The sequence below is a fragment of the Crossiella sp. SN42 genome (assembly GCF_023897065.1).
GTDB lineage: Bacteria > Actinomycetota > Actinomycetes > Mycobacteriales > Pseudonocardiaceae > Crossiella.
The window spans coordinates 1-25,090 of sequence record NZ_JAMHIV010000065.1; the positions used below are offsets into that span (position 1 = coordinate 1).

The following is a 25,090-nucleotide window of genomic DNA, read 5'->3' on the forward strand; positions in this document are numbered from 1 at the left end:
TCAGTGCTGCTTGGGACCGGCCTGGTCGGCCAGCATGCGCAGTCCGCTGACCAGGCCGCCCGGCAGGTCGCCCTCCTTGAAGGAGGCCACCATGCTCATCACCGCGAGCTTGCAGCCGCGGTCGGCCAGCCTGCGCCCGGACTCCGCGCCGGTGACGATCTCCAGCACGCGCTGGCCGGGGGACACCGCGATCAGCACCGCGTTGGCCGCCTTGGCGCCGAGGGAGCCGTGCAGCTGCTCCGCGCGGGCGCGGGTGTCCTCACCGAGGTCGCCGAGGTAGATGCTGAAGTCCAGGCCGGAGCTGCGGCTGGACAGGGTCAGCGCCTCGTCCAGGGTGGCCAGCTGGGTCGGGCTGAACGGCAGCTTCGGGCCGTTGTCGCTGATGTGCCTGGCCGAGGAGATCCGGCCGTGCGGCATCAGCGCCTCGCCGAAGGCCAGGTCCTTGGGGTCGACGCGGGTCGCCACCTCACCAGTTGCCACGGGCACCTCCCCGAGCGGTGACGGCGGTCGCGGCCGCCTCGTTGTCTTGCGCCGCGGCAGCGGCAGACGTGGTCAGGCCGGCGGGGTTGGCACTCCACCACACGGGCTCGTGGGGCCACTCCTGGCCGGGCCGGTAGCGCTGGCCCCGGCTGGAGTTAGGCCACATCGTCAGCAGGGTGATCCCGAGGTACAGCGCCAACGGGATCCCCGCGAAGACGAGGATGGTCTCCAGGACGGTCACGGCGGCAACTGTAGATGGTGGGTCCCGGCTGCGCTGGCAGTGGTCCCCGTGCGGCCGTTCGCGGGTATTCGCCAGGTTTCGGCCGAAGGCCGCGGAAGGTAACCCGGAAGTGTGACCCGCGACGCACCGCAGCCCCGAAGCCACTCGACCGGCCCAGCTCACTGGGCCAGTCGGCCCCGGTCCGAACAGCGGCAAATGGCGGCCGCTTTGGCGGCTTGTCTGCGGCGAGCCAGGCTTCTACTTTTCACCTATCCGGGTCTTGTGCACCCAGACTCTTCCACGCAGAGCAGCATCCCACCGATGGGAGACGCCAACATGTCGGATATCAAGACTCTCGAACAGAGCAACGACCACACCCGTTCGGGTAAGCGGTCACTCATCCGCAATGCAGGCGTGCGCATCAGCAACTTTGATGGCGTCCGGATCAGCGGGCACGCCGGGGTACGCATCAGCGCCGTTGATGACGTTTGCGTCTCCGGTCACGCAGGGGTGCGGATCAGCGGCCGGGCGGGTGTCCGGATCAGCTCGGCGGACACGGTGCGTGACGGCGTGCGCATCAGCGGAGTCGATCGCGGAGTGCGCATCAGCGGGGCTTCGGGGGTGCGGATCAGCGGCGTGGACCGGGGTGTGCGGATCTCCGCCCGTGACGGCGTGCGGATCAGCAGTGAAGCGGGCGTGCGGATCAGTGGAGCCGAGCGGGGCGTGCGGATCTCCGCCCGCGACGGCGTGCGGATCAGCAGTGAAGCGGGTGTCCGGATCAGCGGGGCCGAGCGGGGCGTGCGCATCTCCGCCCGCGACGGTGTCCGCATCAGTGGCGAGGCAGGCGTCCGGATCAGTGGAGCCGAGTGGGGGGTGCGCATTTCCGCCCAGGACGGCGTCCGCATCAGCGGTCAGGCCGGAATCCGGATCAGCGGCGAGGCCGGGGTGCGGATCAGTAGCGAGGCGGGTGTCCGGATCAGCGGCGCTGAGCGCGGGGTGCGGATCTCCGCTCGCGACGGCGTGCGGATCAGCAGTGAGGCGGGCGTGCGGATCTCCGGGCGCGCCGGGGTTCGCATCAGCGCTCGCGACGGGGTGCGCATCAGCGCCGCCGATGGCGTGCGGATCAGCGCCCAGGCCCCCGCGCTGGCCGTGGCGGCCTGAACGACCGGGTCAGGCGGCGGGTTCGCCGAGGTAGGGCAGCCACTGCGGGTCCGCGTCGGGCACACCGGCGAGCAGGCGCCAGTGCTGTCCGCGCGGGGTCCTCGGCACCACCCGCAGCCGCCAGCCCAGCTCGCTGAGCAGCTTGTCGGCTTTGCGGTGGTTGCACCTGGCACAGCAGGCGACCGTGTTCTCCCAGGTGTGCTGACCGCCTTTGCTGCGCGGGACCACGTGGTCGATGGTCTCGGCCCGGCCGGCGCAGTAGGCGCAGCGGAACCGGTCGCGGTGCATCAGGGCGGCGCGGGTCAGCGGGATGCGGCCTCGGTAGGGCACCCGGACAAAAGTGCTCAACCTGATCACCGAGGGCACCGCGACGGTCTCGCTGGCGGAGTGAACCTGCAGGCCGGCGGTGTCTCCGTGCACGATTTCCGCTTTGCCGCAGACAAGAAGTACGATCGCTCGGCGCACCGGGAGAGCCGTCAGCGGCTCGAAGGTGGCATTCAGCAACAACACACGGCGTCGGCCCCACCCAGGGGTCGTCTCGCTAGGGGCCGCCCGTTCCTGCGCAGGCACAGGAACGCACGCGGCCAAGGCCGGCGGGACCCCGTTCGAGGACGAACGGACCCGCGGCGTCTGCCCACCGGCTACGCCGATGGGAGTCGGTTGTCGGTCGGGCACGCGACCACCTCCACCGGGTCAACACGTAGTCGACCACATAATGCGCTATTCGCGCACCTGTGATCTGTAACGTGTCGGGCAGGCTCGCCCGAATCTACGGTGAACGAGCGGCTAACCGGTGGAGTGACAAGCCTGTATCGGTACTGTTCCGATCGTGAGCCAGTCGCGTCCCGCAGCCTCGACCTATCCGCCCGCCGAGCGCCTCGACCTGGTCGACGAGCTGCACGGACACCGGGTGCCGGATCCCTACCGCTGGCTCGAAGACGCCGCCGATGAACGCACCCAGGCCTGGTCGGCCGCACAGGACGCGCTGGTCAGCCCGCTGCTGGCGGAGCTGCCGGGTCGCGCCGCGGTGGCCGAGCGGGTCGGCACGCTGCTGCGGTCCGGGTCGGTGTCCGCGCCGTTCTGGCGCAACGGCCGGGCCTTCTTCACCCGTCGCCTGCCCGGCCAGGAGCACTCGGTGCTGCACGTGCGGGAGGGCGACGGCAGCGAGCGCGCGCTGATCGACGTGGCCGCGCTGGACCCCTCCGGCCTGACCACCCTGGACTACTGGGTGCCCAGCCTGGAAGGCGACAAGCTCGCCTACCTGCTCTCCAGCGGCGGTGACGAGGAGTCCCAGCTGCACGTGGTCGACGTGGCCACCGGCCGGGTGCTGGACGGGCCGATCGACCGGGCCCGCAACTCGCCGATCGCCTGGCTGCCCGGCGGCGAGGAGCTGTACTACGTCCGCCGCCTGGCGCCCGATGCCGTGCCCGCGGGCGAGGAGCTGTTCCACCGGCGGGTGTGGCGGCACCGGCTGGGCGCCGACCCGGCCAAGGACGAGCTGGTGCACGGCGAGGGCTTGGACAAGACCAACTACTACGGCGTGCGCCTGTCCGCCGACGGGCGCTGGCTGGTGGTCGACGCCACCCCCGGCACCGCGCCCAAGGAGTCGGTCTGGATCGCCGACCTGGCCGGCGACGGCAAGCTGCGCCAGATCGTGGACGAGGTGGACAGCGCCTACTGCACCGCCTGGGTCGAGCGCGACGGCAGGCTCTACCTGCTGACCACCCTGGACGCCCCGCGCTGGAGGCTGTGCGTGGCCGATCCGGCCGAGCCCGGCCAGGAGCACTGGCGCGAGCTGATCGCCGAGGACCCCGGCTCGGTGCTGGAGACCGCCCGCTGGCTGGACGGCTCGCTCGCCGTGCTGCGCAGCCGCCACGCGGTCTCCGAGGTGCACCTGCACGATCCGGCTGATGGCAGCCACCTCGCCCAGATTCCCTTGCCCGGCACCGGATCTGTGCACGGACTCTCCACAGTGGACAGTCTCACCACAGCGGACGCGGACACGCTGTGGATCGGCTGGACCGACTTCGTCACCCCGCCCAGCGTGCACCGGCACGTGCGCTCCACCGGCGTCACCGAGCTGCTGGAGTCCGCGCCCGGCTCGGTCGAGGTGCCCCCGGTGCACACCCAGCAGCTGGCCTACACCTCGGCCGACGGCACCACCGTGCACATGTTCGTGCTCTCCCCCGCCGCCGAGCCGGACCGGCCGCGACCCACCCTGCTCGGCGGCTACGGCGGCTTCTCCATCAGCTACTCCCCGTCCTACAGCGCCTCCGCGCTGGCCTGGGTCGAGGCGGGCGGGGTGTACGCGCTGGCCTCGCTGCGCGGCGGCGGCGAGGAGGGTGAGGCCTGGCACCAGGGCGGCATGCGGGCGAACAAGCAGAACACCTTCGACGACTTCCACGCCGCCGCCGAACACCTGATCGCCACCGGCTGGACCACCAGTTCGCAGCTGGCCATCCAGGGCGGCTCCAACGGCGGCCTGCTGATGGGCGCGGCGATCACCCAGCGCCCCGAGCTGTACCGCGCGGTGGTCTGCTCGGCCCCGCTCCTGGACATGGTCCGCTACGAGGAGTTCCTGATCGGCCGCATCTGGAAGGACGAGTACGGCTCGGCCGCCGACCCGGCCGAGCTGGAGTGGCTGCTGTCCTACTCCCCGTACCACCACGTCCGGCCGGGCGTGGCCTACCCGGCGGTGCTGTTCACCGTCTTCGAGTCCGACTCCCGCGTGGACCCCTGCCACGCCCGCAAGATGTGCGCCGCCCTGCAGGCCGCCACCAGCGGCGACCCGGCCACCCGCCCGATCCTGTTCCGCCGCGAGACCGACGTGGGCCACAGCACCCGCTCGATCTCCCGCACCGTCTCCCTGACCGCCGACACCCTGGCCTTCCTGGCCGATGCCACCGGCCTGACCTTCGGCGGACAGTGACCGGCCGCACGTCCGCGTCATGATCGCGGTGCCCGAGCGTCACCACTGTTGACAGGCCGTGACCAAGCGGGGTCACGGTCCACAAACGACAGCGGGAACCTGTGGGAACCCGCCCTGCGGTGCCGGCGTCGAAGGTTACGATGCGAGACGGCATCGCGCGCAGTAACTGGGAGGGTGTGACATGCCGCCACGGGATCCGGATGCGGATATCTCGCCAGGGCAGGCGAGGCTCAATCAGCACTACTCGACCGACTACTCCTCGGCGAAGACCGGCGGCAAGTTCAAGGTCGACAAGGCGCACGCGCAGAAGGCGATCGACGGCCTGAACGACGCGATCCATGAACTTGACAAGATCCGGCAGGAGTCCGAGCGCCTGAAGCTGGCCGCCGGTCCCGGCCGGGATCCGTACAGTTCGGTCGCGGCGGAGAAGATCAACGAGCGCGCCCTCACCGGCGAAGGCTGCCACGCCACCGCCAACAAGCAGTACCGCGAGGCTCTGGAAGGCATGGTCGCCAACCTCACCGCGATCATGAAGGGCTATGCGGACGCTGAGGACATGAACCGCCAACTCGGAGGCAAGACCCAGTGAACCGCGTCGCCCGCAGCACGTTCGCCGTTGCCGCCCTGGCCTTGGTCGCAGGGTGCTCCGGTGGCTCGAACACGCCGAGCACCAGCGCGCAGCCGCCGACCAGCGCGCCGGCGACCAGCACCAGCCAGGCCGGGCTCGCTCCGCCGATCACCCAGCCAAAGCTGGACCAGGCGGCGACGTTCGCGCCCAAGCCGTGCGACCTGCTCACCGAGGCGCAGTACAAGACGTTCCGGGCCAGCAAGCCGGGTGAGATGGGCGACAGCGTGCTTGGCAAGGAATGCACCTGGCGGATCGCCCAGAACCCGAACACCAGCCTGGGTGGCTCGTTCAGCGTCGCGCTGAGCACCAAGGCCGACGCCGGTCTCAACAGCGTCTACGGCCAGCGCAGCACCTACAAGGCCTTCGAGGAGGCCACGGTCGCCGGATACCCCTCGGTGCACGCCAACACCGGAACCCCGTTCGGGCAGGGCGACTGCTTCGCCTACACCGGCATCAGCGACTCCGTGACGATCAGCGTCGGCGTGACGACCGGTGACAAGGCGGCCGCGGAGTACAAGAACCCGTGCGGTATGGCCGACAAGATCGCAGAAATGGTGATCTCGACTATCAAGGGGGGTAGCTAGCCATGGCTCCTGATCCCTCGTGCATGCCCCGTCCGAACGCCTATGACGGGAAGACGATCTACGAGTTCTTCCACAAGGACGCCAAGGGCGCCGAGGCCACCACGGACCCGAACTACGAGGCGTGGCAGAAGCTCGGCGACCGCTACCTGACCGTCCGCGACATGGTCGAGAACGCCCTGAAGGCAGGCAAGGTGGCCTGGGAGGGCCAGGCCGCCGACCAGGCCCAGCTCGTCGCCTCGCCGCTGGCCGCCTGGGCAGGTGCGGCCAAGACCGTCTGCACCGAGACGGCCTACAAGGTCGCCTCGCAGAGTGGTGACTTCCGGACCGTCAAGGACAAGGTCGAGCTGCCGCCGGACCCGGGTGAGGAGCCCTGGCTCAACGGCGCGGCGTGGTGGGAGACCGACTACGACGAGGCCAAGCGGGTTCAGGGGGAGAAGACCACCGCGAACCAGCAGGCGCTCAGCGAGTACAAGACGCAGAGCGAGACCAACACCACCAACATGCCGCAGTTCATCCCGCCGCCTCCGGTGACCCCGGACACCAGCGGGACGAACCCGAACGAGGTGGATCCCGGCAAGCGCGACCCGAACGACCCCGGCAGCATCGGTGGCGGGGACCGCAACGGCAGTCGCACGCCGAACCTGCCGAACCTGCCGCAGGGTCTGCCCGGTGGCGACGGGCGGCCGCCTGGCACCGGTGGTCTGCACGACCAGGTTGACCCGAGTCTGGTGAAGCCGCCGCTGGTCGAGCCGCCGCGGCCGCCGTACCTGCCGCCGACTCCGCCGGTGCAGCCGCCGCCGATTCAGCCTCCGATCGCGCCGCCCATCGGCAGCTGGCCGCCTGGGCAGCAGCCGCCTCCCGGGCCCGGTCGTGGGCCTGGTGGCGGGGCGCCGCCGCGGATGCCGGGGATGCCCGGTGGCGGCGGTGGTGGCCGTGGGCCTGGCGGCGGTGGTGGCGCTGGTGGGTTCGGGCCGCGTGGTGGCGGGTTCGGGCCCAGTGGGGCCGGGTTCGGGCCTGGTGGGTCCGGCGGTGTCGGCGCCGACGGGCACGGTCCTGGCGGGCGCGGTGGCGCCGGCGCGGGTGGTGCCGGTGGCCGCGGTGGCATGGGCGCCGGTGGCGGTATGGGCGGCGCGGGTGCGCGCGGCGATGAGGACAAGGAACACAAGCGGCCGAGCTACCTGGTCGAGTCCGATGACATCTGGGGTGACAACACGCTGGTCGCGCCGCCGGTCATCGGGGAGACCCCGCCCGGGTACCGCTGATCGCGCAACCTAGGAAGAAACCGTGCTGAGAGCCAGAGTCACCATCTCGCTGCCTGCCTACGACATCGTGTGGGAAAGCGAGAACCTGCAGGACAAGCACCCGACCCTGAGCATCCCCTCCTACGGGGAGACCTACCAGGATCGGCTTGACGTGCAACGGCGGGCCTGGCAGGAGCTGGAGGGGCTGGGCCTTGCCCGCAACGGCAAGGCCCACCCCGACCTGGTGGACACCTTCCACATGCTGGAGCGGCCGCAGCGGGAGTTCTACGGCTGGTTCAGCGCCCCCAACGGCGAGGGGCAGCGCGCCGCGCTGTCCGCGGCCTCCGGGGACGACGCGGTGCTGGCCGAGATCATCGACGAGAAGCTGGTGCTGACCCCGCTGCGGCCGACCGGGCTGATCGACGCGCTGGTCTCGGTGCTGCCGGACAAGCCGGCCGCGCGCGGGCAGTCCTTCAACTTCCCGGCCGACAGCATCGGCGACGGTGGTGGCGGTGGCCGCAGCGGTGGGCGGCACTCACGGCCGGAGGACGACGACGGCGGCGGGTTCATGACCTCCTCGCGCGGCAGCGGCGGGCCCAGCCCGCAGCGGCTGAAGGAGATCATGGACAAGCCTCGCACCGGCGGCGGGCAGCTGTTCGTGGCGGCCCGCGACCGGCTCGGGTCGCGCAAGCGGGCCGAGAGCCCGCTCACATTCATCGACAACACCGACGGGCGCTACCTCGGGCAGAAGATGCGAGGTCCGGACGGTAGCCAGTGGGTCATCGTGGCCCCGGCTGACAAGCGCACGCTGGCCCAGAAGCTGTCCGAGATGGCCGCCTCGGTCAGTGGTCGCTGAGACCGCTCCGTAACATGGCACCGTGCCGAACGTTGTCACCCTTGTTAGTGACATGACCGCCGTGTCATCCATGCGTGAACCACAGGAATGGCTGTTCAGCTCGGCTGAGTGGCTAGCCAACAACCAGTGGATCATCACTAATCCCATCAAGATCATCACGATCATGGTTGGCGCGTTCCTGCTGCGCTACGTGCTCCGGCGGATGATCGACAAGCTGACCGCGAACTCCGGCGCCGGGCGGGTGCCGGTGCTGCTGCGGCCGCTCAAGGAGCGCGCGCCCGAGGCGCTCAAGGCCGCGGCCGGGCCGCTGCTGTCCGAGCGGCGGGCGCAGCGGGCCAAGACCATCGGCTCGATCTTGAAGTCGATCACCTCGATCCTGGTGTTCGGCATCGCGTTCCTGATGATCCTGGAAACGCTGGACATCGACATCACGCCGATCATCGCCTCGGCGGGTGTGCTGGGCGTGGCCATCGGGTTCGGCGCGCAGAACCTGATCAAGGACTTCCTGTCCGGCATCTTCATGATGCTGGAGGACCAGTACGGGGTCGGCGACGTGGTCGACCTCGGCCCGGCCACCGGCACCATCGAGACGGTGGGCCTGCGGGTCACCACGCTGCGGGACGTCAACGGCACCGTCTGGTACGTGCGCAACGGCGAGGTGCTCCGGGTCGGCAACTCCAGCCAGGGCTTCGCGGTCGCGGTGGTCGACTTCCCGCTGGCGCACACGGTGGACGTGGCCCAGGCGACCGAACTGATGGCCGAGGTGGTCACGCAGGCCGCGAGCCAGACGCCGCTGCTGGAGGACGTGCTGGAGCCGCCGGAGGTGCTCGGCGTGGAGAAGGTCACCTCGGACACGGTGACCCTGCGGATGACCGTCAAGGTGCGGCCGGGCCGTCAGTGGGCGGTGCAGCGCGCGCTGCGGGCCAGGATCATGGCCGCCTATGACGAGGCGGGCATCGAGCCGCCTTACCCGAACGGGCGACCCGGCGGGCCGGAACTGCCGCCCGCCCCGGCCGGATCCAAGACCTGAGCAACGGGGAGAATGGTTGTCGTGGGCACTCCGGAGACCTTCTACGACCTCGTCGGCGGCGAGGAGACCTTCCGCCGCATCGTGGGGCGCTTCTACGCCGAGGTCGCCAAGGACGAGGTGCTGCGGCCGATGTACCCGGAGCAGGACCTGGGCCCGGCCGAGGAGCGGCTGCGGCTGTTCCTGATGCAGTACTGGGGCGGCCCGCACACCTACTCCGACCAGCGCGGACACCCCCGGCTGCGGATGCGGCACGTGCCGTTCACCATCGGCCCGATCGAGCGGGACGCCTGGCTGCGCTGCATGCGGATCGCGGTGGACGAGGCGAACCTGGCGCCGGAGCGCCGGGACCAGCTGTGGGCGTACATGGAGATGGCCGCTAACAGCTTGGTCAACTCCTGGGTGTGATCCAGACCGCGAAAGTCGGAAAACTCACGGATCACCCAAGTGGGCCTTGAATGTCAGACCCGGATGGCAGGATGAACCATCGTGCGACGATCGCCCGAGGTGGACCCCGACATCGCGGGCGGCAGTGCTGATCCTGCCGCCGCGTCCGACTGGTGGCGGGACTCCGTCTTCTACCAGGTCTACGTGCGCTCTTTCGCCGACTCAGACGGCGATGGGGTCGGCGACCTGGAGGGCATCCGGTCCCGGCTGGGCTACCTGGAGCTGCTCGGTGTCGACGCGCTCTGGCTGACCCCGTTCTACCGCTCCCCGATGGCCGACCACGGCTACGACGTGGCCGACCCGCGTGATGTGGACCCGCTCTTCGGCGACCTGGCCGCCTTCGACCGGCTGGTCGCGGACGCGCACGCGCAGAACATCAAGGTCACCGTGGACCTGGTGCCCAACCACAGCAGCGAGGCGCACGAGTGGTTCCAGGCCGCGCTGGTCAGCGGCCGGGGCAGCCCGGAGCGGGAGCGCTACATCTTCCGCGACGGCCGCGGCCCTGACGGCGCGGAGCCGCCGAACAACTGGCCGAGCATCTTCGGCGGGCCGGCCTGGACCAGAGTCCCGGACGGCCAGTGGTACCTGCACCTGTTCGCCCCCGAGCAGCCCGACCTGAACTGGCAGCACCCCGAGGTGTGGGCGGACCTGGAGCGGACGCTGCGGTTCTGGCTGGACCGGGGCGTCGACGGGTTCCGCATCGACGTGGCGCACGGCATGGCCAAGCCGGACGGGCTGCCGGACATGAACCCCGAGGACATGCCGGGCCCGCACCTGCTCTTCGACAACAACCGGGACCCGCGCTTCGACAACGACGGCGTGCACGACATCCACCGCATGATCCGCAAGGTGCTGGACGAGTACCCGGGCCGGATGGCCGTCGGCGAGATCTGGGTGCAGGACGACGAGCGGATGTCCCGCTACGTCCGCCAGGACGAGCTGCACCTGGGTTTCAACTTCCGGCTGGTGGAGACCGACTTCGACGCCGACTCGGTGCGCGGGGCCATCGACCACTCGCTGGCCGCGGTGCGCGAGGTCGGCGCGCTGCCCACCTGGACGCTGTCCAACCACGACGTCATCCGGCACGTGACCCGCTACGGCGGCGGCGAGCTGGGGGTGAAGCGGGCGCGGGCGATGACGCTGGTCGAGCTGGCGCTGCCCGGCGTGGTCTACCTGTACAACGGCGAGGAACTGGGCCTGCCCAACGTGGAGCTGCCGGACTGGGCCCTGCAGGACCCGTCCTGGGAGCGGTCCGGGCACACCGAGCGCGGCCGGGACGGCTGCCGGGTGCCGATGCCCTGGGAGGGCGAGGAGTCCCCGTTCGGCTTCTCCCCCGGCGAGCACACCTGGCTGCCGATGCCGCCGGAGTGGGCCGCGCTGACCGTGGAGGCCCAGCTGGAGGACCCGGCCTCGATGCTCTCGCTGTACCGGCAGGCCCTGGAGCTGCGCAAGACGCACCCGGCGATCAGCGGCGAGGAGGTGGAGTGGTACGGCGCGCCGGCCGGCTGCTTCGCCTTCCGGCGCAAGCCGGGCGGGCTGATCTGCGCGCTGAACACCTCCGGCGCGCTGGTCCCGCTGCCGCCGGGCGAGGTGCTGCTGGCCAGCGGTCCGCTGGCCGGTGAGCAGCTGCCGCCGGACACCGCGGCCTGGCTGGTCTGAGCCGCTGGCCCGCTCGTCCGACCGGTTGGGAAACCCGGTCGACGCGGCTCGGCCGGGTGCCGCAGGATCGGCGGCGATGAACACCGCACGCGCCACCCTCCTGGTCCTGATCGCCGCCGTGCTGTTCGGCACCACCGGCACGGCACAGGCCCTCGGCCCCACCGGCCTCGACCCGCTGACCGTCGGCTCGGCCAGGGTGGCGCTGGCCGGGGCGCTGCTGCTCGGCCTGGCCGTGCTGCGCGGGGCCTTCCGCGGGCTGCCGCGGGCCTCCTGGCCGCTGGTCCTGGTCGGCGCGGCCGGGGTGGCGCTGTTCCAGGTCGGGTTCTTCTCCGGGGTGTCGCTGGCCGGGGTCGCGGTCGGCACGATCACCGCGCTCGGCTCCTGCCCGGTGTGGACCGGGCTGGTGCAGTGGCTCCTCACCAGGGAGCGGCCCAGCGGCACCTGGCTGGCCGCGACCGCGCTCGCGGTGGCCGGGGTGGGCACGCTGGTGTTCTCCAGTCCCAGCGGCACGGGGAACGCCGCGGACGCGGCGCTGGGCGCGGGGCTCGCGCTGGCCGCCGGGCTGGGCTACGCGGTCTACACCGTCTGCGCGGCCAGGATGATCTCCGCGGGACAGCGCTCGGACGGGGTGATGGGCCTGCTGTTCGCCGGGGGCGGGCTGGTGCTGCTGCCGATGCTGCTGTGGCGCTGGCCGGGCGGGCTGGACGGCGGCAACCCGGCCTGGCTGCCCGGGCTGGCCGTGGTCGGCTACCTGGTGCTGGTGCCCACCGTGCTGGCCTACCTGCTCTTCGGCGCGGGGCTGCGGGTGCTGCCCGCGGCCACCGTGGCCACCCTGACGCTGGCCGAACCGCTGGTCGCCGCGCTGCTCGGCGTGCTGCTGCTGGGCGAGCCGTTCACCGTCCTCGGCGGTGCCGGCGCGCTGCTGGTGCTGGCCGGGCTGGGACTGCTCGCGCTGCCCAGCCGGGCGAAGCGGCGGGAACCCGTGGCCCCCGCCGCCTGAGCCTCAGACCAGCAGCGGCAGCAGGGCGTGCCTGCGGCGGACCACCGCGCCGAAGCGGGCGTCGATGCGCAGCCAGGCGTCGGTCGCGGTCACCTTCACCACGTCCTCGGCCGGGCCACCGCTGAGGAAACCCATGCCGGACAAGGCGAACAGCACCCGCAGCGGCACCTTCACATCCAGCCCGCTGCCGGAGACGGTGAGCACGGTCTGGTCCAGCAGCGAGGCGGGCGGGGTGCCCTGCGGGCCGGTGTTCTCCTTGGCCAGCTCCACACCCCGGTCGGCCAGCTCGCTGATCACCGCGACCGGCAGCAGGTCCACGTGCAGCCAGCCGATCGCCGGCGGCAGCGCCGACCGCCACAGCATGTCCCGCGGCGGACCGGGGTCGACCCGTTCGCCGCCGACCACGGCCAGCGCGGTCAGCAGCTCGTTGCCGGTCACCGTGATGTCCGAAGGCTGGATCGCGCCCTGGACGGACCTGGTGGCCAGCACGTCGAACGGGGTGGCGGCCCACGCTTCCAGCAGCCCGCCCTCGCGTTCCTTCAGCCGCACCGCCACCTGCTGGTCCAGCCGTACCGCCCTGGCCACGAACGCGCCGAGATCGTCCCGCTCCACCGGATCGGGCACGTGCAACTCAGCCAACACTCTCCCCCACCTGGTAACCGGCGAGGAACTCCCGCTCGGCCCCACTCAGTCGTCGTGGTCGTTGTGCGGACACGTCGAAGGGGACCAGCGTGGTCCTGGCGACCGCCGCGACCGGGTCCCCCGCCGCCGGGCCCGTGTGCAGAGTGTGCCGCACCACGAAGCTGGCGTGTCGCAGCTCCTCGATGCTCACCTCGGCGTGCACGTCACCGCCGGTGTAGCGCAACTGGCCCTTGTACTCGACTTCCAGCCGGGACAGCACCAGGCCGTCGGCCATGTCGGTGAACCCGAGCCGCGCCGCCTCCACGAACAGCAGCCCGGCCCGGGCCTCCTCCAGCAGGGTGACCACGGCCGCGTGGTTGACATGGTTGAACACGTCCATGTCGGCCCAGCGCGGCCGCACCTGCGTGATGTATACGGGCATCAGCGGACGATACTGCGCACCCGGCGGGCCACCACCGACAGCGTCGGCAGGTCCAGCTTGCCGACTTCCTTGATCTCCTGCAGCGCGGCGCGGGCGCGGGCCAGCCTCGAGGAGTTGGCCTGCTCCCACTTCTCGATCTTCTCCGCCACGCTGTCGCCCACGTCGCTGGTGCGCAGCACGTCCAGGGTGATCTCCCGCAGCGAGGCGTAGAGGTCGTCCCGCAGCGCCAGCCTGGCCAGCGCGTGCCAGCGGTTGCCGCGTTCCAGCGCGCTCACCGAGGTGAGCATGCGGTCCACCTCCAGGTGCTCGGAGAGCGCGTAGTACATGTCGGCGGCCTCCCGCTGACTGTGCTCGCCGACCACGTTGTCCCGCTCGGCCAGCTCGGCCACCTCGGTGACGTCGAGCAGGCAGTAGGTGTGCAGCAGCGAGGCGACCCTGCGGGCCAGCTCGACCGGCACGCCGTCGGCGACCAGCTTCTCCGCGTGCTCGAGCACCTGCTCGCGTTCCCGGCCGCGCAGCAGCTCGATGGTGTCCGGACCGACCTCGCCGATCAGGCTCTGGAAGCGGGCGCTCTCCGCGCCCACGGCCAGCGGTTGCGGCCGGTTGGACAGCAGCCAGCGGCAGGCCCGGTCCAGCAGCCGCCGGATCTCCAGGATGATCTCGTCGGCCACCGCGGTGGGCACCACGTTGTCCAGCTCGTCCACCGCCCGCCACAGCGACGGCAGGTCGAAGACCTTGGTCACGATGGCGAAGGCGCGCACCGCGTCGGTGGCGCTGGCGTTGAGCTCCTCGGTCAGCCGGAAGGCGAAGGACACGCCGCCGCCGTCGACCACCTCGTTGACCAGCAGCGTGGTGGTGATCTCCCGGTGCAGCGGGTGCCTCGGGATGGCCTCGCCGAAGCGCTCGCGCAGCGCGGAGGGGAAGTACTCCGGCAGCCGCCTGGCGAACGCGCCGGACTCCGGCAGGTCGCTGGCCAGCACCTCGTCCTTGAGCGCCAGCTTGACGTGCGCGAGCAGCGTGGCCAGCTCCGGCGAGGTCAGGCCCTGGCCCGCGGTCTCCAGCTGCTTGAACTGGCTCCGGCTGGGCAGCGCCTCCAGGGTGCGGTCCAGGCCGGTGCGCTTCTCCAGGTCGGCGACCAGCCTGGCGTGCACGGACAGCATCGGCGCGGCGTGCGCGCGGCTGATGCCGAGCACCGCGTTCTGCCGGTAGTTGTCCGCCAGCACCAGCTCGGCGACCTCGTCGGTCATCTCGGCCAGCAGCTCGTCCCGCTGCGCGCCGTCCAGCCTGCCGTCGGCGACCAGCCGGTCCAGCAGGATCTTGATGTTGACCTCGTGGTCGGAGCAGTCCACCCCGGCGGAGTTGTCCAGCGCGTCGGTGTTGACCTTGCCGCCTGCCCTGGCGAACTCGATCCGGCCGAGCTGGGTCAGGCCCAGGTTGCCGCCCTCGCCGACCACCTTGACCCGCAGCGCCCCGCCGTCCACCCGCAGCGCGTCGTTGGCCTTGTCGCCGACCTCGGCGTGCGACTCGGTGGAGGCCTTGACGTAGGTGCCGATGCCGCCGTTCCACAGCAGGTCCACCGGGGCCAGCAGGATGGCCTTCATCAGCTCCGGCGGGGACAGCTTCGCGGTGCCCTCGGGCAGGCCGAGCGCCGCGGCTGCCTGCGGGCTGACCGGGATCGACTTGGCGCCGCGCGGGAACACCCCGCCGCCCTCGCTGATCTTGGTCCGGTCGTAGTCGTCCCAGGAGGAGCGGGGCAGCTCGAACAACCGCCGCCGCTCGGCGAAGCTCGCCGCCGCGTCCGGGTTCGGGTCCAGGAAGATGTGCCGGTGGTCGAAGGCGGCCACCAGCCGGATGTGCTCGGAGAGCAGCATGCCGTTGCCGAAGACGTCGCCGGACATGTCGCCCACGCCGACCACGGTGAACTCCTCGGTCTGGGTGTCCACCCCCAGCTCGCGGAAGTGCCGCTTCACGCTCTCCCAGGCGCCACGGGCGGTGATGCCCATGGCCTTGTGGTCGTAGCCGACCGAGCCGCCGGAGGCGAAGGCGTCACCCAGCCAGAAGCCGTAGTCCTTGGCCACGCCGTTGGCGATGTCGGAGAAGGTCGCGGTGCCCTTGTCCGCGGCGACCACCAGGTAGGTGTCGTCACCGTCGTGCCGCACCACCTGCGCGGCCGGGACCACGGTGCTGCCCTCGGGTCCGGCGGCCAGGTTGTCGGTCAGGTCGAGCAGGCCGGAGATGAACATCTTGTAGCAGGCGATGCCCTCCTTCCAGGTCGCCTCGCGGTCCAGGCCGGCGTCCCCGGTGGGCTTGGGCGGCTGCTTGACCACGAAGCCGCCCTTGGCGCCGACCGGCACGATCACCGCGTTCTTCACCGCCTGCGCCTTGACCAGGCCGAGGATCTCGGTGCGGAAGTCCTCCCGCCGGTCGGACCAGCGCAGGCCGCCGCGGGCCACCGGGCCGAAGCGCAGGTGCACGCCCTCGACCCTGGGCGAGTAGACGAAGATCTCGAACCGCGGCCGCGGCTCCGGCAGCTCGGGGATGGACCTGGGCTCCAGCTTGAAGGCCACGTACGGCCGCGGCTCGCCCTGCTCGTCGCGCCAGAAGTAGTTGGTGCGCAGGGTGGCGTTGATCAGGGTGAGGAAGCTGCGCAGGATGCGGTCCGCGTCCAGGCTGGTGACCTCGTCGATCCGGGCCGCCAGCTCCGCGCGCAGGTTCTCCGTCTGCGAGTTCCTGGTCTCTTCCGACAGCGCCGGGTCGAAGCGGGTCTCGAACAGCCGGACCAGCGCGGTGGCCACCTCGGTGTGCGCCAGCATGGCGTCCTCGATGTAGTCCTGGCTGTACGGCGTGCGGGCCTGGCGCAGGTACTTGGCGTAGGCGCGCAGCAGCGCGGCCTGCCGCCAGGTCAGCCCGGCGCGCAGCACCAGCTGGTTGAACCCGTCCACCTCGGCCTGACCGCGCCAGGCGGCGGCGAAGGCCTCCTGGAAGCGGATGCGGACCGCGTCCAGGTCCTCGGTGGCGATCCGGTCCAGCACCGCGGTCTCCAGCCGCAGGCCGAAGTCGAAGATCCAGCACTGGGCGCCGTCCTCGCGGCGGATCTCATACGGCCGCTCGTCGACGACCTCCACGCCCATCCGCTGCAGCATCGGCAGCACCTGGGACAGGGTGACCCTGCGCCCGCACAGGTAGAGCTTGAACCGGCGCTCACCCGGCTCGGCGTGCTCCGGCACGTAGAAGGAGAGCGCGGACTGGCCCTCCTGGTCGAGCAGGCCCTGCAGCCTGCGCAGGTCGGCCAGGCCCTCCTCGGCGGAGAAGTCCTCCTTGTAGGCCTCCGGGAAGGACAGCGCGTACCGCTGGCCCAGCTCGGTGGCGGACTCGGTGCCCGTGCTCACCGGGTGCCCCGCCGTCTCGGCCTGGGCCCGCCGCTCGGCCAGCACCGCGTCCACCATCAGGTCGTCCCAGCTGCGCACCGCGTCGGTGAGCTGCTGCTGGATCAGGGCGGCGTCCGGCTCGCTGTCCACGGTCGGGTCGGTGTGCACCATGAAGTGCACCCGCGCCAGCTGGGACTCCCCGATCCTGGCGCTGTACTCCAGCGAGGTGCCGGACAGCTCGGCCAGCAGCACCTCCTGCATGGCCAGCCGCGAGGTCGTGGTGTAGCGGTCGCGCGGCAGGTAGACCAGGCAGGAGTAGAAGCGGCGGTACGGGTCGCGGCGCAGGAACAGCCGCAGCCTGCGGCGCTCGGCCAGCGCGAGCACCTTGGTGATGGTGTCGTAGAGGCCGTCGATGTCGGTGGAGAACAGCTCGGTGCGCGGGTAGTTCTGGATCTCCTCCAGCATCCGCTGCCCGGAGTAGGACTCCAGCGGGAACCCGGCGCGGCGGATGACCTCGCGCACCCGGTGCTGGATGACCGGGATGTCCAGCACGTTCTCGTGCAGCGCGATGGTGGTCAGCACGCCGAGGAAGCGGTGCTCGCCGGTGACCTCGCCGTCCGGGCCGAAGGTCTTCACGCCCACGTAGTACGGGTAGACCGAGCGGTGCACGGTGGAGGGCGCGGAGGCCTGGGTCAGCACCAGCAGCTCGGGCGCCAGCGCCTGGGCCGCGGAGTCCGGGCCCGCGGTGAGGCTGCGCGCGGCCAGGCTGTCCTGGCGCAGCACGCCGAGGCCGGAGGCGAGCACCGCGCGCAGTGCCGGGTCGCCGTCCGGGGTGTCCCTGACCAGCTCGTAGTGCCGGTAGCCGAGGAAGGTGAAGTGGTCCTCGGCGAGCCAGCGCAGCAGCGCGGCGCCATCGGCCACCTCGGTGCCGGGCAGCGGCGGCGGGTTGCTGGTCAGCTCGTCGGCCAGCTGGGTGGCGGTGCCGATCATCTTGTCGGTGTCCTCGACGACCTCGCGGACGTCGTTGAGCACCGAGAGCAGCCGCTGCTTCAGCTCACGCGCGCGGTCCGGGTCGGTGATGAGGTCGACTTCCAGGTACATCCAGGACTCGGCCAGCGCGTCCGATGGCGGGTCGACCGGGTCCGCGTCGGTGCGGACCTCGAGCAGACCGCCGGTGACGTCCCTGCGCACCACGACGATGGGGTGCACCACGCGCTGGGCCTGCACGCCGCCGCGGGAGAGCTCGGCGGCCACCGAGTCCACCAGGTAGGGCATGTCGTCGGTGACGATCTGCACCACGGTCGCCGGGCAGCTCCAGCCGTCGGCGCCGGTGCTGGGGTTGAGCACCCGGATCGCGGGCCTGCCGGGCACCCGGCTGGCGGCGAGCTCGTAGTGCGAGCGGACGGTCCCGGCGAGCACGGCGGGCTCGTCGTCGGTGACCTCCTCCGCCGGGGCGTGGCGGTAGTAGAGCTGGATGAGATCGCCGATCTCCGGAGCGGTCGCGGCGGCGCGAGCCAACAGCTCGTCGCGGACCTGTTCGGGGCTGGCGGGCACTTCGGGGGTGGACTCGGGGTTGGTGGTCTCGGTGCGTGACGGTGCGGCGCCCAACGGTGCTCCGGTCGGTTTCATGTGCGGCTTGCTCCACAGCTCCCCGGCACCTCGGTGTGCCGGGACCAGGTTCACCCTACGACTACGTTCGGCTTCCCGTGGGGGCAGGGAGGCTCGGAAAGGCCCCTGGCCAGCAACGGAATCGGTCACCTAAACGATCAAGGGACCAGATGCCGGTCAGGTGTGACTGAGATCGCGTCACTTTCGGCAGGCCGGCCGTTCACCCGAAGGACGGGTCCCGCTTCGGCGGCGTCCAGGCCTGTTCCCTCGGCCCGTCGACCACCCGCGGCTGCGGCTCGGTCGGGTCCTCCACGTCGGGATAGCGCGGCGGCTCCGGCAGCATCGAGGCATTCGCGGTGGCATCCATGGCCCTGGCATACCCGAACGGATCCGGATCAGGCCCAGCGAACGGATCGGGCGCCCCGGTGATCTGGGGGCCGCAGCGACCGGTGAAGGGGCCGTCGTCGTCCTCGGGGGGCGGGGGCTGGACGGGCTGGTGGAAGCCGCTGGTCTCGGCGCGGTGGACGGTGATCCGGTTGTGCAGGAGGTCGGCCGGGGTGGTGGGGCCGATGATGGTGACCGGGGGGTTGGGCTGGTTGGGCTGGTAGGAGGGGGTGGCCGGGTCGCTGGGGTAGGCGGGGTCGGCGGGGTAGCTCGAATCGGCCGGATAGCTGGATTCGGCCGGGTAGGTGGAGGCGGCCGGATAGCTGGATTCGGCTGGGTAGGCGGGGTCCGCTGGGGCTGGGTAGCTGGCGGCGGGCGGGTAGGTGGGCTCCGCTGAGGCCGGGTAGGCGGGACGGGGCGGTTCGTTGCCCGGGTAGGCGGGTTCCGGGGGCTCGGGAGCGCTTTCCGGTTCGGGGGCCGGGTCGGCGTAGTCGGTCTCGGGGTCCTCGCGGCGGCCGGTCTCGTAGGCGGCGAGGGCCTCGGCGAGCAGTTCGGCGAGCTTGGCGTCACCGCGGGACCGGCGTTCGGACGCGTCTGCCGAGGTGTCGGACCATTCCGGGGACTGCTGGGTGGGCTCGGCTTCGCGGGGCATGAGGTCCGGGTGCGGCGCGGCCTCGGGGGCGGAGTGCTCGGCCTGCTCGGACTCCCGGGGGGCGAGGTCCGGGTGCCGCGGCTCGGGCTGCGCGAACTCCTGGTGCGTGGCGTCCAGGTGGCCGGATTCTCGGTGCCCGGCGTCCTGGTGCCCGAAGTCCTGGTGCGCGGCGTCCCGGTGTGCGGTGTGTTGTTGCGCGGCGTCCCGGTGCGCGGTGTTTTGGTACGCGGCTTCCCGGTGCCCGGCGTTCCGGTAGCCGGCGTCCCGGTGCCCGACATCCTGGTGCGTGGCGTTTTGGTGCCCGGCGTCCTGGGGCGCGGGCTCCTGGTGCGCCGACTCCTCGCGCCCGGCCGCTTGGTGCGCCGCCTCTTGATGCTCGGCTTCCCGGCGCCCGGCGTCGTGATGCCCGAAGTCCTGGTGCGCGGCCTCGTGGTGCCCGACGTCCTGGTGCGCCGCCACTTGGTGCCCGAACTGCTGGTGCCCCAACTCCCGGTGCCCGGCCTCGCGGTGCGCGGGCTCCTGGCGCGGGGTCTCTTGGCGCTGCGCCGCTCCCTGGCGCTCGGCTGTCCGGTCCGGGGTGTCGGCCTGGGGTTCGGCGGACCGGGGCGGCGGGGGCAGCGCGGGCTCGTACCCGGTCTCCGGCTCGGTGTCCCGCAACGCCTGCGCCCAGTCGAAGTCCAGCGCCTCCGCCAGCGACGAGGACCTGCGCCGCGTCCGGACCTCCGGGGCCGGTGCCGGTTCCTCGGCAACGGGCGGCTCGGCGGCCACTGGCTCGGGTTCGGGCCGCGGCTCCGGCTCGGCTGGCGCTTCCGGCTCTGGCTCCGGTTCCGGTTCGACCTCGGCCGCGGGCTCGTCGTAGTCGACAGTGGCTGCTCGCACCGACGCGAAGTCCGCTGGCGCCGCGACCGGTTCCGCCGCCACCGGCCGCGACCCGGTTAACGAGGCCGCGTCGAGCTCGGCCGGTCGCGGCGTCTGGTCGGTGATGATCGGCTGCGGCGCGGTCGGGGCCTCGAAGAACAACGGCGCCTCGGACTGCCCGAGCGCCTCCGGCTCCGGCGCCGGGTGTTCCCTGGGCGGCAACGCGGCGAACCTGGCTTCCGGGGCGACCCGGCGGCCGGTGGGGTCGGGGCGGGCGTGACTGCCGGTGGACTCGGCGGGGTTGGCCGGGGGTTCGCCGGTGGGGGCAGGGAACTCGCCGGTCGGGGTGCGGGTGGCTGGCTGGGCGGGGAACTCGCCGGTGGTGGCGGCGCGGCTGGCCGGGGCTGGGAAGTCGGTGGCGCGGGTGGGCGCGGAGAAGTTGTCGGCGGCGGCTGGGAACTCGCCGGTGGCGGCGCGAGGCGGCGGCGGGAAGTTGCCGGTGGTCTCGGCTCGGGTGGGCTGGCGGTGGGCGGTGGGGACCGCCTCGGACTCTCCGGTGGGGGCCGAGTGCTGGCCGGCCGGGGTCGCGGAGGCGGGCTCACCGGTGGGCTGCTGGCGGGCGATGGCCGGGAACTCGCCGGTTGATGCCGCGTGGGCGGCTGTCGCCGGAGCGGAGAACTCGCCCGATGGCGACTGGTGGTCGGCGGTTGCCGGGATGCGGAACTCGCCGGATGACATGTGGTGGGTGGCCATTGCCGGGGTGCTGAACTCGTCGGACGGAGTTGGGCCGGCGGCCGGGGCCGGAGCGGCGAAATCGTCCGGCGGAGGCTGGTCAGTGGCTGCGGCGGGGGTGCTGAACTCGCTCGACGGAGCCTGGCTGGGGGCCGAGGTCGGAGTGGCGAAATCGTCCGATGGCGGCTGACCAGTCGCGGCGGTGGAGCTGGCGAAATCACGCGGCGGGGCCTGGCCGGTGGCGGCAGCGGGGCTGGTGAAGCCGCTGGGCGGAGTTTGGTCAGTGGGGGTGGCGTACCCGCTCGACGGCGTCTGGTGGGCGGTTGGGGCTGGGGTGGTGAAGTCGCTGGTTGGCGACTGGCGGTGGGCCGCGGCGGGGGCGGGGAACTCGCCTGTCAGCTGGGGGGTGGCTGCCGCGAAGGTGGGGGAATCGGCTGTTCGCGCTTCGCGGGGAGCAGCGGCGAAGTCGCCGGTGCTGGGGGCGCGGTGGGTGGTGGGTGGGTGGTCGTTGGTGGTGGCGCGGCGGGCCGGGGCGGGGAGGTCGGCGGCGCGGAAGCGGGGTGGGGTGGTGGCGTGTTTGGCTCGGGCCAGGGCGCGGTCGGCCTCGGTGATGAGGACGTCGGCTCTGGTGCCTGGGCGGTGCTGGGCGACGCCGGTGTTCACCGTGACCGGCAGCGCTGGGGACAGGCCCGCGACCTCGGTGCGGAGTTGTTCGGCCCAGCGCTGGGCCTGGTCCTGGGTGGCGCCGGGGAGCAGGACCGCGAGCTCCTCCCCACCGACGCGGGCCACGGCGGCCTGCTGGGGGGCGGTGTCGCGGACGCGGTCGGCGACCGTGCGCAGCAGTTGTTCGCTGACGTGGTGCGGGGCGGTCTCGTCGAGTTTGCCGACGTCGAACAAGACCAGGGTGAGGGCGTGGCCGGGGTCGCCGCCGTTGACCACCGCGTCGAGCCTGCGGCGGAAGCCGCTCTGGTTCAGCAGGCCGGTGAGGTCGTCGATCTCGGCCGCGGTGCGGCGCAGCATCGGGACCGCGCCGCGTGGGGTGTCCCTGCGCACCCGGCCCCGGCGCAGCATCGCGGTGACCTGCTCGCGCAGGCCGGCCGCGGTCTCGCCGTGCAGCTGGGGCACCGGGATCTGTTCGATCAGCGCGACCCGGACCGCGTGCACCGCGCGCTGCCGCCTGCGTTCGGCGGCGTAGGCCGTGCGCAGGCAGGACAGCGCGTCCGCGTAGTCGCCGCCCATCTCGTGCACGTGCGCGAGCGCGGTCAGGCTTTCCGCCAGCAGCGGCTCCAGGCCGTGGCGCTGGGCCGAGTCGGCGGTGGCACCGAGCAGTTCGGCGGCCAGCTCGGGCTGGCCGGAAGGCAGGTACAGGCGGGTGGCCAGGGCCAGCCGGATCCAGCCGACGCTGGAGGCGACCGGGGCGCGGACCGCCTGCTCGAGCAGGTCGTACGCGGCTGACCGCGCCTCGCCGGGGCGGTTGGAGTCCAGCAGGGCGCACACCAGTTGCAAGATCAGCCGGGCCCGGGCGTGGCCGCTGTCGGCCGCCGGGTCGGCGAGTTGGTCCAGCAGGGCGAGGCCCTCCCTGGCGGCGTGCACCGCCGCGGGCAGGTCGCCCCAGCGGCGGTGGTGCGCCGAGGCCACCGAGTGCAGCAGGCCGCGCAGCACCAGCACGACGTCCGGCTCCAGGTCCGGGTCCTCGCCGTAGAGCTGGTCGGCCTCGGCCAGCGCCTCGGTGAGCTCCGGCACGCTGCCCAGGTGCGCCAGGCAGTCCACCAGCTGGACCATGGCCGCCGCGCGCAGGCCCTTGGGCGCCGTGCCCGCCTCCAGCACGGGGCGGAGCACGGCGAAACCGGTCAGCGGCGCGCCGACCACCCTGGCCGCGTTGGCCAGTTCGACCCGCAGCCGCCAGGCCAGCTCGGTCTCGTCCAGGGCCTCGGCGGCCCGCAGCGAGGCCACCGCGCGTTCGGCGACGACCACCCCCTGGCCGAGACGGTTGAGCGCGAACAGCGTCAGCGTCTCGGCCCGGAGGCGGGTGTGCTCGTCACCGTCGGCGACGGCGAGTTCGGCGGCCCGTTCGCTGAGCATCCGGCTCAGCTCCGGCGCACGCCAACGAAGCTGCCAGGCGGTGGCGATCAGTGCCCCCGCCTTGCCGTTCTTCGCCCGCTCTGCGCCAAAGGCCGCCACGGAGTTCCCCGTTCAGCCTCGTGTGAGCTTGCGATGCGTGACCCGGTGCGGACGCGCGGCGTCCGCTCCGAGCCGGTCGACCTTGTTCTTCTCGTAGCCCTCGAAGTTGCCCTCGAACCAGAACCACTTCGACTCGTCCTCGTCGGTGCCCTCCCACGCCAGGATGTGGGTGGCCACGCGGTCCAGGAACCACCGATCGTGCGAGATGACCACCGCGCAGCCGGGGAACTGCTCGAGCGCGTTCTCCAGCGAGCTGAGGGTCTCCACGTCCAGGTCGTTCGTGGGCTCGTCGAGCAGGATCAGGTTGCCGCCCTGCTTGAGCGTCAGCGCCAGGTTCAGCCGGTTGCGCTCACCACCGGAGAGCACGCCCGCCGGCTTCTGCTGGTCCGCGCCCTTGAAGCCGAACGCGCCGATGTAGGCCCGCGAGGGCATCTCCACGTGGCCGACCTTGATGTAGTCCAGACCGCCGGAGACGACCTCCCAGACGTTCTTGGCCGGGTCGATGCCAGCGCGGTTCTGGTCGACGTAGGACAGCTTCACCGTCTCGCCGACCCGCACGATGCCCGAGTCCGGCTCCTCAAGGCCGACGATGGTCTTGAAGAGCGTGGTCTTGCCGACCCCGTTCGGGCCGATGACGCCGACGATGCCGTTCTTCGGCAGGCTGAAGGACAGCCCGTCGATGAGCACGCGGTCGTCGAAGCCCTTCTTGAGGTTCTCCACCTCGACCACCACGTTGCCCAGGCGCGGGCCCGGCGGGATCTGGATCTCCTCGAAGTCCAGCTTCCTGGTCTTCTCCGCCTCGGCCGCCATCTCCTCGTACCGGTTCAGACGGGACCGGGACTTGGTCTGACGGGCCTTGGCGTTGGAGCGGACCCAGTCCAGCTCGTCCTTGAGCCGCTTGTGCAGCTTCGCGTCCTTCTTGCCCTGGACGGCCAGCCGTTCCGCCTTCTTCTCCAGGTAGGCGGAGTAGTTGCCCTCGTAGCCGATGGCGCGACCGCGGTCCAGCTCCATGATCCACTGGGCCACGTTGTCCAGGAAGTACCGGTCGTGTGTGACGGCCAGGACGGCGCCCGGGTAGTCGGCCAGGTGCTTCTCCAGCCACAGCACGCTCTCCGCGTCCAGGTGGTTGGTGGGCTCGTCGAGCAGCAGCAGGTCGGGCTTGGAGAGCAGCAGCTTGCACAGCGCCACGCGGCGGCGCTCACCACCGGAGAGGTGGGTCACCTCGGCGTCGCCGGGCGGGCAGCGCAGGGCGTCCATCGCCTGCTCGAGCTGGGAGCTGATGTCCCACGCGTCGGCGTGGTCCAGCTCCTCCTGGAGCTTGCCCATCTCCTCCATCAGCTCGTCGGAGTAGTCGGTGGCCATCTGCTCGGCGATCTCGTTGAAGCGGTGCAGCTTCACCATGATCTCGCCGACGCCCTCCTCGACGTTGCCGAGAACGGTCTTCTCCTCGTTGAGGGGTGGTTCCTGCAGCAGGATCCCGACCGAGGCGCCCTCGGCGAGCTGCGCGTCACCGTTGTTGGGCTGGTCGAGGCCCGCCATGATCTTGAGCACGCTCGACTTGCCCGCCCCGTTGGGACCGACGACGCCGATCTTCGCGCCCGGATAGAAGGCCGTCGAGACGTCATCGAGGATCACCTTGTCCCCGTGCGCCTTGCGGACCTTCCTCATGGTGTAAATGAACTCGGCCATGGCCGCGATCGTAGAGCGGTGCCCGGGGGGCCGCGTACGGCGGTGGGGCGGATCCGCTCAGAGAGCGTCCGGACTTCTCGGTGAACGGCTCCGCCCACGATCGTCTTCTAGGTGGGTTCACCACCGCTCATCGCGCGTTTTCGACCGCATGACGCAATTCGGGGAATTCGGGCCTTCGGCTGGTCAGGCGACGGGGATGGCCTCCTGACGGGTGTGGTCCAGCTCGGCGAGGACGTCTTCCAGATCACCCTCCCGGGGCCCGCCGAGTTCGGCCCGGGCGGAGGCGGCGGCTCTGCGGATGGCGGCGCTGGCGGTTGAGGCGG

The 25,090-nt window shown here is 71.7% G+C and carries 18 protein-coding genes; 10 read left to right on the forward strand and 8 right to left on the reverse strand.

Translation table 11 applies throughout. The features are described from left to right. On the reverse strand, positions 1 to 480 hold the full coding sequence (locus tag M8C13_RS43430; protein ID WP_252486696.1) for a DUF5130 family protein: 480 nt from the start codon (positions 478 to 480) through the stop codon (positions 1 to 3). Further along, positions 467 to 721, reverse strand: a complete 255-nt coding sequence (locus M8C13_RS43435) for a hypothetical protein (protein ID WP_252486697.1) — start codon at positions 719 to 721, stop codon at positions 467 to 469. The genes M8C13_RS43430 and M8C13_RS43435 overlap by 14 nt, the downstream gene beginning before the upstream one ends. Positions 722 to 1,114: 393 nt before the next feature. On the opposite strand from M8C13_RS43435, the gene M8C13_RS43440 reads away from it, so the two are divergent. Then, positions 1,115 to 1,861, forward strand: a complete 747-nt coding sequence (locus M8C13_RS43440) for a hypothetical protein (RefSeq protein WP_252486698.1) — start codon at positions 1,115 to 1,117, stop codon at positions 1,859 to 1,861. A gap of 9 nt (positions 1,862 to 1,870) precedes the next feature. On the opposite strand, the gene M8C13_RS43445 is transcribed toward M8C13_RS43440, so the two are convergent. Continuing rightward, positions 1,871 to 2,536: an HNH endonuclease gene (locus M8C13_RS43445; protein ID WP_374213372.1), complete on the reverse strand. Its 666-nt coding sequence runs from the start codon at positions 2,534 to 2,536 to the stop codon at positions 1,871 to 1,873. A 154-nt stretch (positions 2,537 to 2,690) separates the two neighbouring features. Between M8C13_RS43445 and M8C13_RS43450 the strand changes: the two genes are divergently transcribed. From M8C13_RS43450 to M8C13_RS43490, 9 genes are all read left to right on the forward strand, one after another. Then, complete coding sequence (locus M8C13_RS43450; protein ID WP_252486700.1) at positions 2,691 to 4,790, forward strand: prolyl oligopeptidase family protein; 2,100 nt, start codon at positions 2,691 to 2,693, stop codon at positions 4,788 to 4,790. A gap of 181 nt (positions 4,791 to 4,971) precedes the next feature. Beyond that, positions 4,972 to 5,379 (forward strand): hypothetical protein, encoded by a 408-nt coding sequence (locus tag M8C13_RS43455; protein WP_252486701.1) that lies wholly within the window; start codon positions 4,972 to 4,974, stop codon positions 5,377 to 5,379. Beyond that, positions 5,376 to 6,002 carry a DUF3558 domain-containing protein gene (locus M8C13_RS43460; protein ID WP_252486702.1) on the forward strand — a complete coding sequence of 209 codons (627 nt, stop codon included), beginning with the start codon at positions 5,376 to 5,378 and terminating at the stop codon, positions 6,000 to 6,002. The genes M8C13_RS43455 and M8C13_RS43460 overlap by 4 nt, the downstream gene beginning before the upstream one ends. A 23-nt stretch (positions 6,003 to 6,025) precedes the next feature. Continuing rightward, complete coding sequence (locus M8C13_RS43465; protein WP_252486703.1) at positions 6,026 to 7,264, forward strand: hypothetical protein; 1,239 nt, start codon at positions 6,026 to 6,028, stop codon at positions 7,262 to 7,264. Between the two features lie 22 nt (positions 7,265 to 7,286). Beyond that, positions 7,287 to 8,099 carry an ESX secretion-associated protein EspG gene (locus M8C13_RS43470; protein WP_252486704.1) on the forward strand — a complete coding sequence of 271 codons (813 nt, stop codon included), beginning with the start codon at positions 7,287 to 7,289 and terminating at the stop codon, positions 8,097 to 8,099. Positions 8,100 to 8,169: 70 nt separating this feature from the next. Next, positions 8,170 to 9,129, forward strand: a complete 960-nt coding sequence (locus M8C13_RS43475; RefSeq protein ID WP_252486705.1) for a mechanosensitive ion channel family protein — start codon at positions 8,170 to 8,172, stop codon at positions 9,127 to 9,129. 12 nt (positions 9,130 to 9,141) lie between these two features. Continuing rightward, positions 9,142 to 9,534 carry a globin gene (locus M8C13_RS43480; RefSeq protein ID WP_252486706.1) on the forward strand — a complete coding sequence of 131 codons (393 nt, stop codon included), beginning with the start codon at positions 9,142 to 9,144 and terminating at the stop codon, positions 9,532 to 9,534. Between the two features lie 99 nt (positions 9,535 to 9,633). Further along, complete coding sequence (locus tag M8C13_RS43485) at positions 9,634 to 11,232, forward strand: glycoside hydrolase family 13 protein (protein WP_374213373.1); 1,599 nt, start codon at positions 9,634 to 9,636, stop codon at positions 11,230 to 11,232. Positions 11,233 to 11,308: 76 nt separating this feature from the next. Next, positions 11,309 to 12,232, forward strand: a complete 924-nt coding sequence (locus M8C13_RS43490; protein WP_252486707.1) for a DMT family transporter — start codon at positions 11,309 to 11,311, stop codon at positions 12,230 to 12,232. A 3-nt stretch (positions 12,233 to 12,235) separates the two neighbouring features. Here M8C13_RS43490 and M8C13_RS43495 read toward each other — a convergent pair whose 3' ends face one another. The 5 genes from M8C13_RS43495 to ettA all read right to left on the reverse strand — a co-directional run bounded on the left by M8C13_RS43495 (position 12,236) and on the right by ettA (position 24,767). Continuing rightward, a complete protein-coding gene (locus M8C13_RS43495; RefSeq protein WP_252486713.1) occupies positions 12,236 to 12,871 on the reverse strand; it encodes a hypothetical protein in 636 nt (211 codons plus the stop codon). Continuing rightward, complete coding sequence (locus M8C13_RS43500; RefSeq protein ID WP_252486708.1) at positions 12,864 to 13,295, reverse strand: thioesterase family protein; 432 nt, start codon at positions 13,293 to 13,295, stop codon at positions 12,864 to 12,866. Before M8C13_RS43500 ends, M8C13_RS43495 begins: the two co-directional genes overlap by 8 nt. Next, positions 13,295 to 18,292, reverse strand: a complete 4,998-nt coding sequence (locus M8C13_RS43505) for an NAD-glutamate dehydrogenase (RefSeq protein ID WP_252486709.1) — start codon at positions 18,290 to 18,292, stop codon at positions 13,295 to 13,297. The genes M8C13_RS43500 and M8C13_RS43505 overlap by 1 nt, the downstream gene beginning before the upstream one ends. 199 nt (positions 18,293 to 18,491) lie before the next feature. Further along, a complete protein-coding gene (locus tag M8C13_RS43510) occupies positions 18,492 to 23,078 on the reverse strand; it encodes a diguanylate cyclase domain-containing protein (RefSeq protein WP_252486710.1) in 4,587 nt (1,528 codons plus the stop codon). Between the two features lie 12 nt (positions 23,079 to 23,090). Then, the gene (gene ettA, locus M8C13_RS43515) at positions 23,091 to 24,767 is read right to left on the reverse strand and encodes an energy-dependent translational throttle protein EttA (protein WP_252486711.1); all 1,677 of its coding nucleotides are present in this window, start codon (positions 24,765 to 24,767) and stop codon (positions 23,091 to 23,093) included. Positions 24,768 to 25,090: the final 323 nt, after the last annotated feature.

Excerpts from the sequence above, each read along its gene's own strand:
- M8C13_RS43455 (WP_252486701.1), top strand. The coding sequence starts at position 4,972 with ATGCCGCCACGGGATCCGGATGCGGATATCTCGCCAGGGCAGGCGAGG.
- M8C13_RS43465 (WP_252486703.1), top strand. The coding sequence starts at position 6,026 with ATGCCCCGTCCGAACGCCTATGACGGGAAGACGATCTACGAGTTCTTC.
- M8C13_RS43475 (WP_252486705.1), top strand. The coding sequence starts at position 8,170 with ATGCGTGAACCACAGGAATGGCTGTTCAGCTCGGCTGAGTGGCTAGCC.
- M8C13_RS43480 (WP_252486706.1), top strand. The coding sequence starts at position 9,142 with ATGGTTGTCGTGGGCACTCCGGAGACCTTCTACGACCTCGTCGGCGGC.
- M8C13_RS43490 (WP_252486707.1), top strand. The coding sequence starts at position 11,309 with ATGAACACCGCACGCGCCACCCTCCTGGTCCTGATCGCCGCCGTGCTG.
- M8C13_RS43500 (WP_252486708.1), bottom strand. The coding sequence starts at position 13,295 with ATGCCCGTATACATCACGCAGGTGCGGCCGCGCTGGGCCGACATGGAC.
- M8C13_RS43505 (WP_252486709.1), bottom strand. The coding sequence starts at position 18,292 with ATGAAACCGACCGGAGCACCGTTGGGCGCCGCACCGTCACGCACCGAG.
- ettA (WP_252486711.1), bottom strand. The coding sequence starts at position 24,767 with ATGGCCGAGTTCATTTACACCATGAGGAAGGTCCGCAAGGCGCACGGG.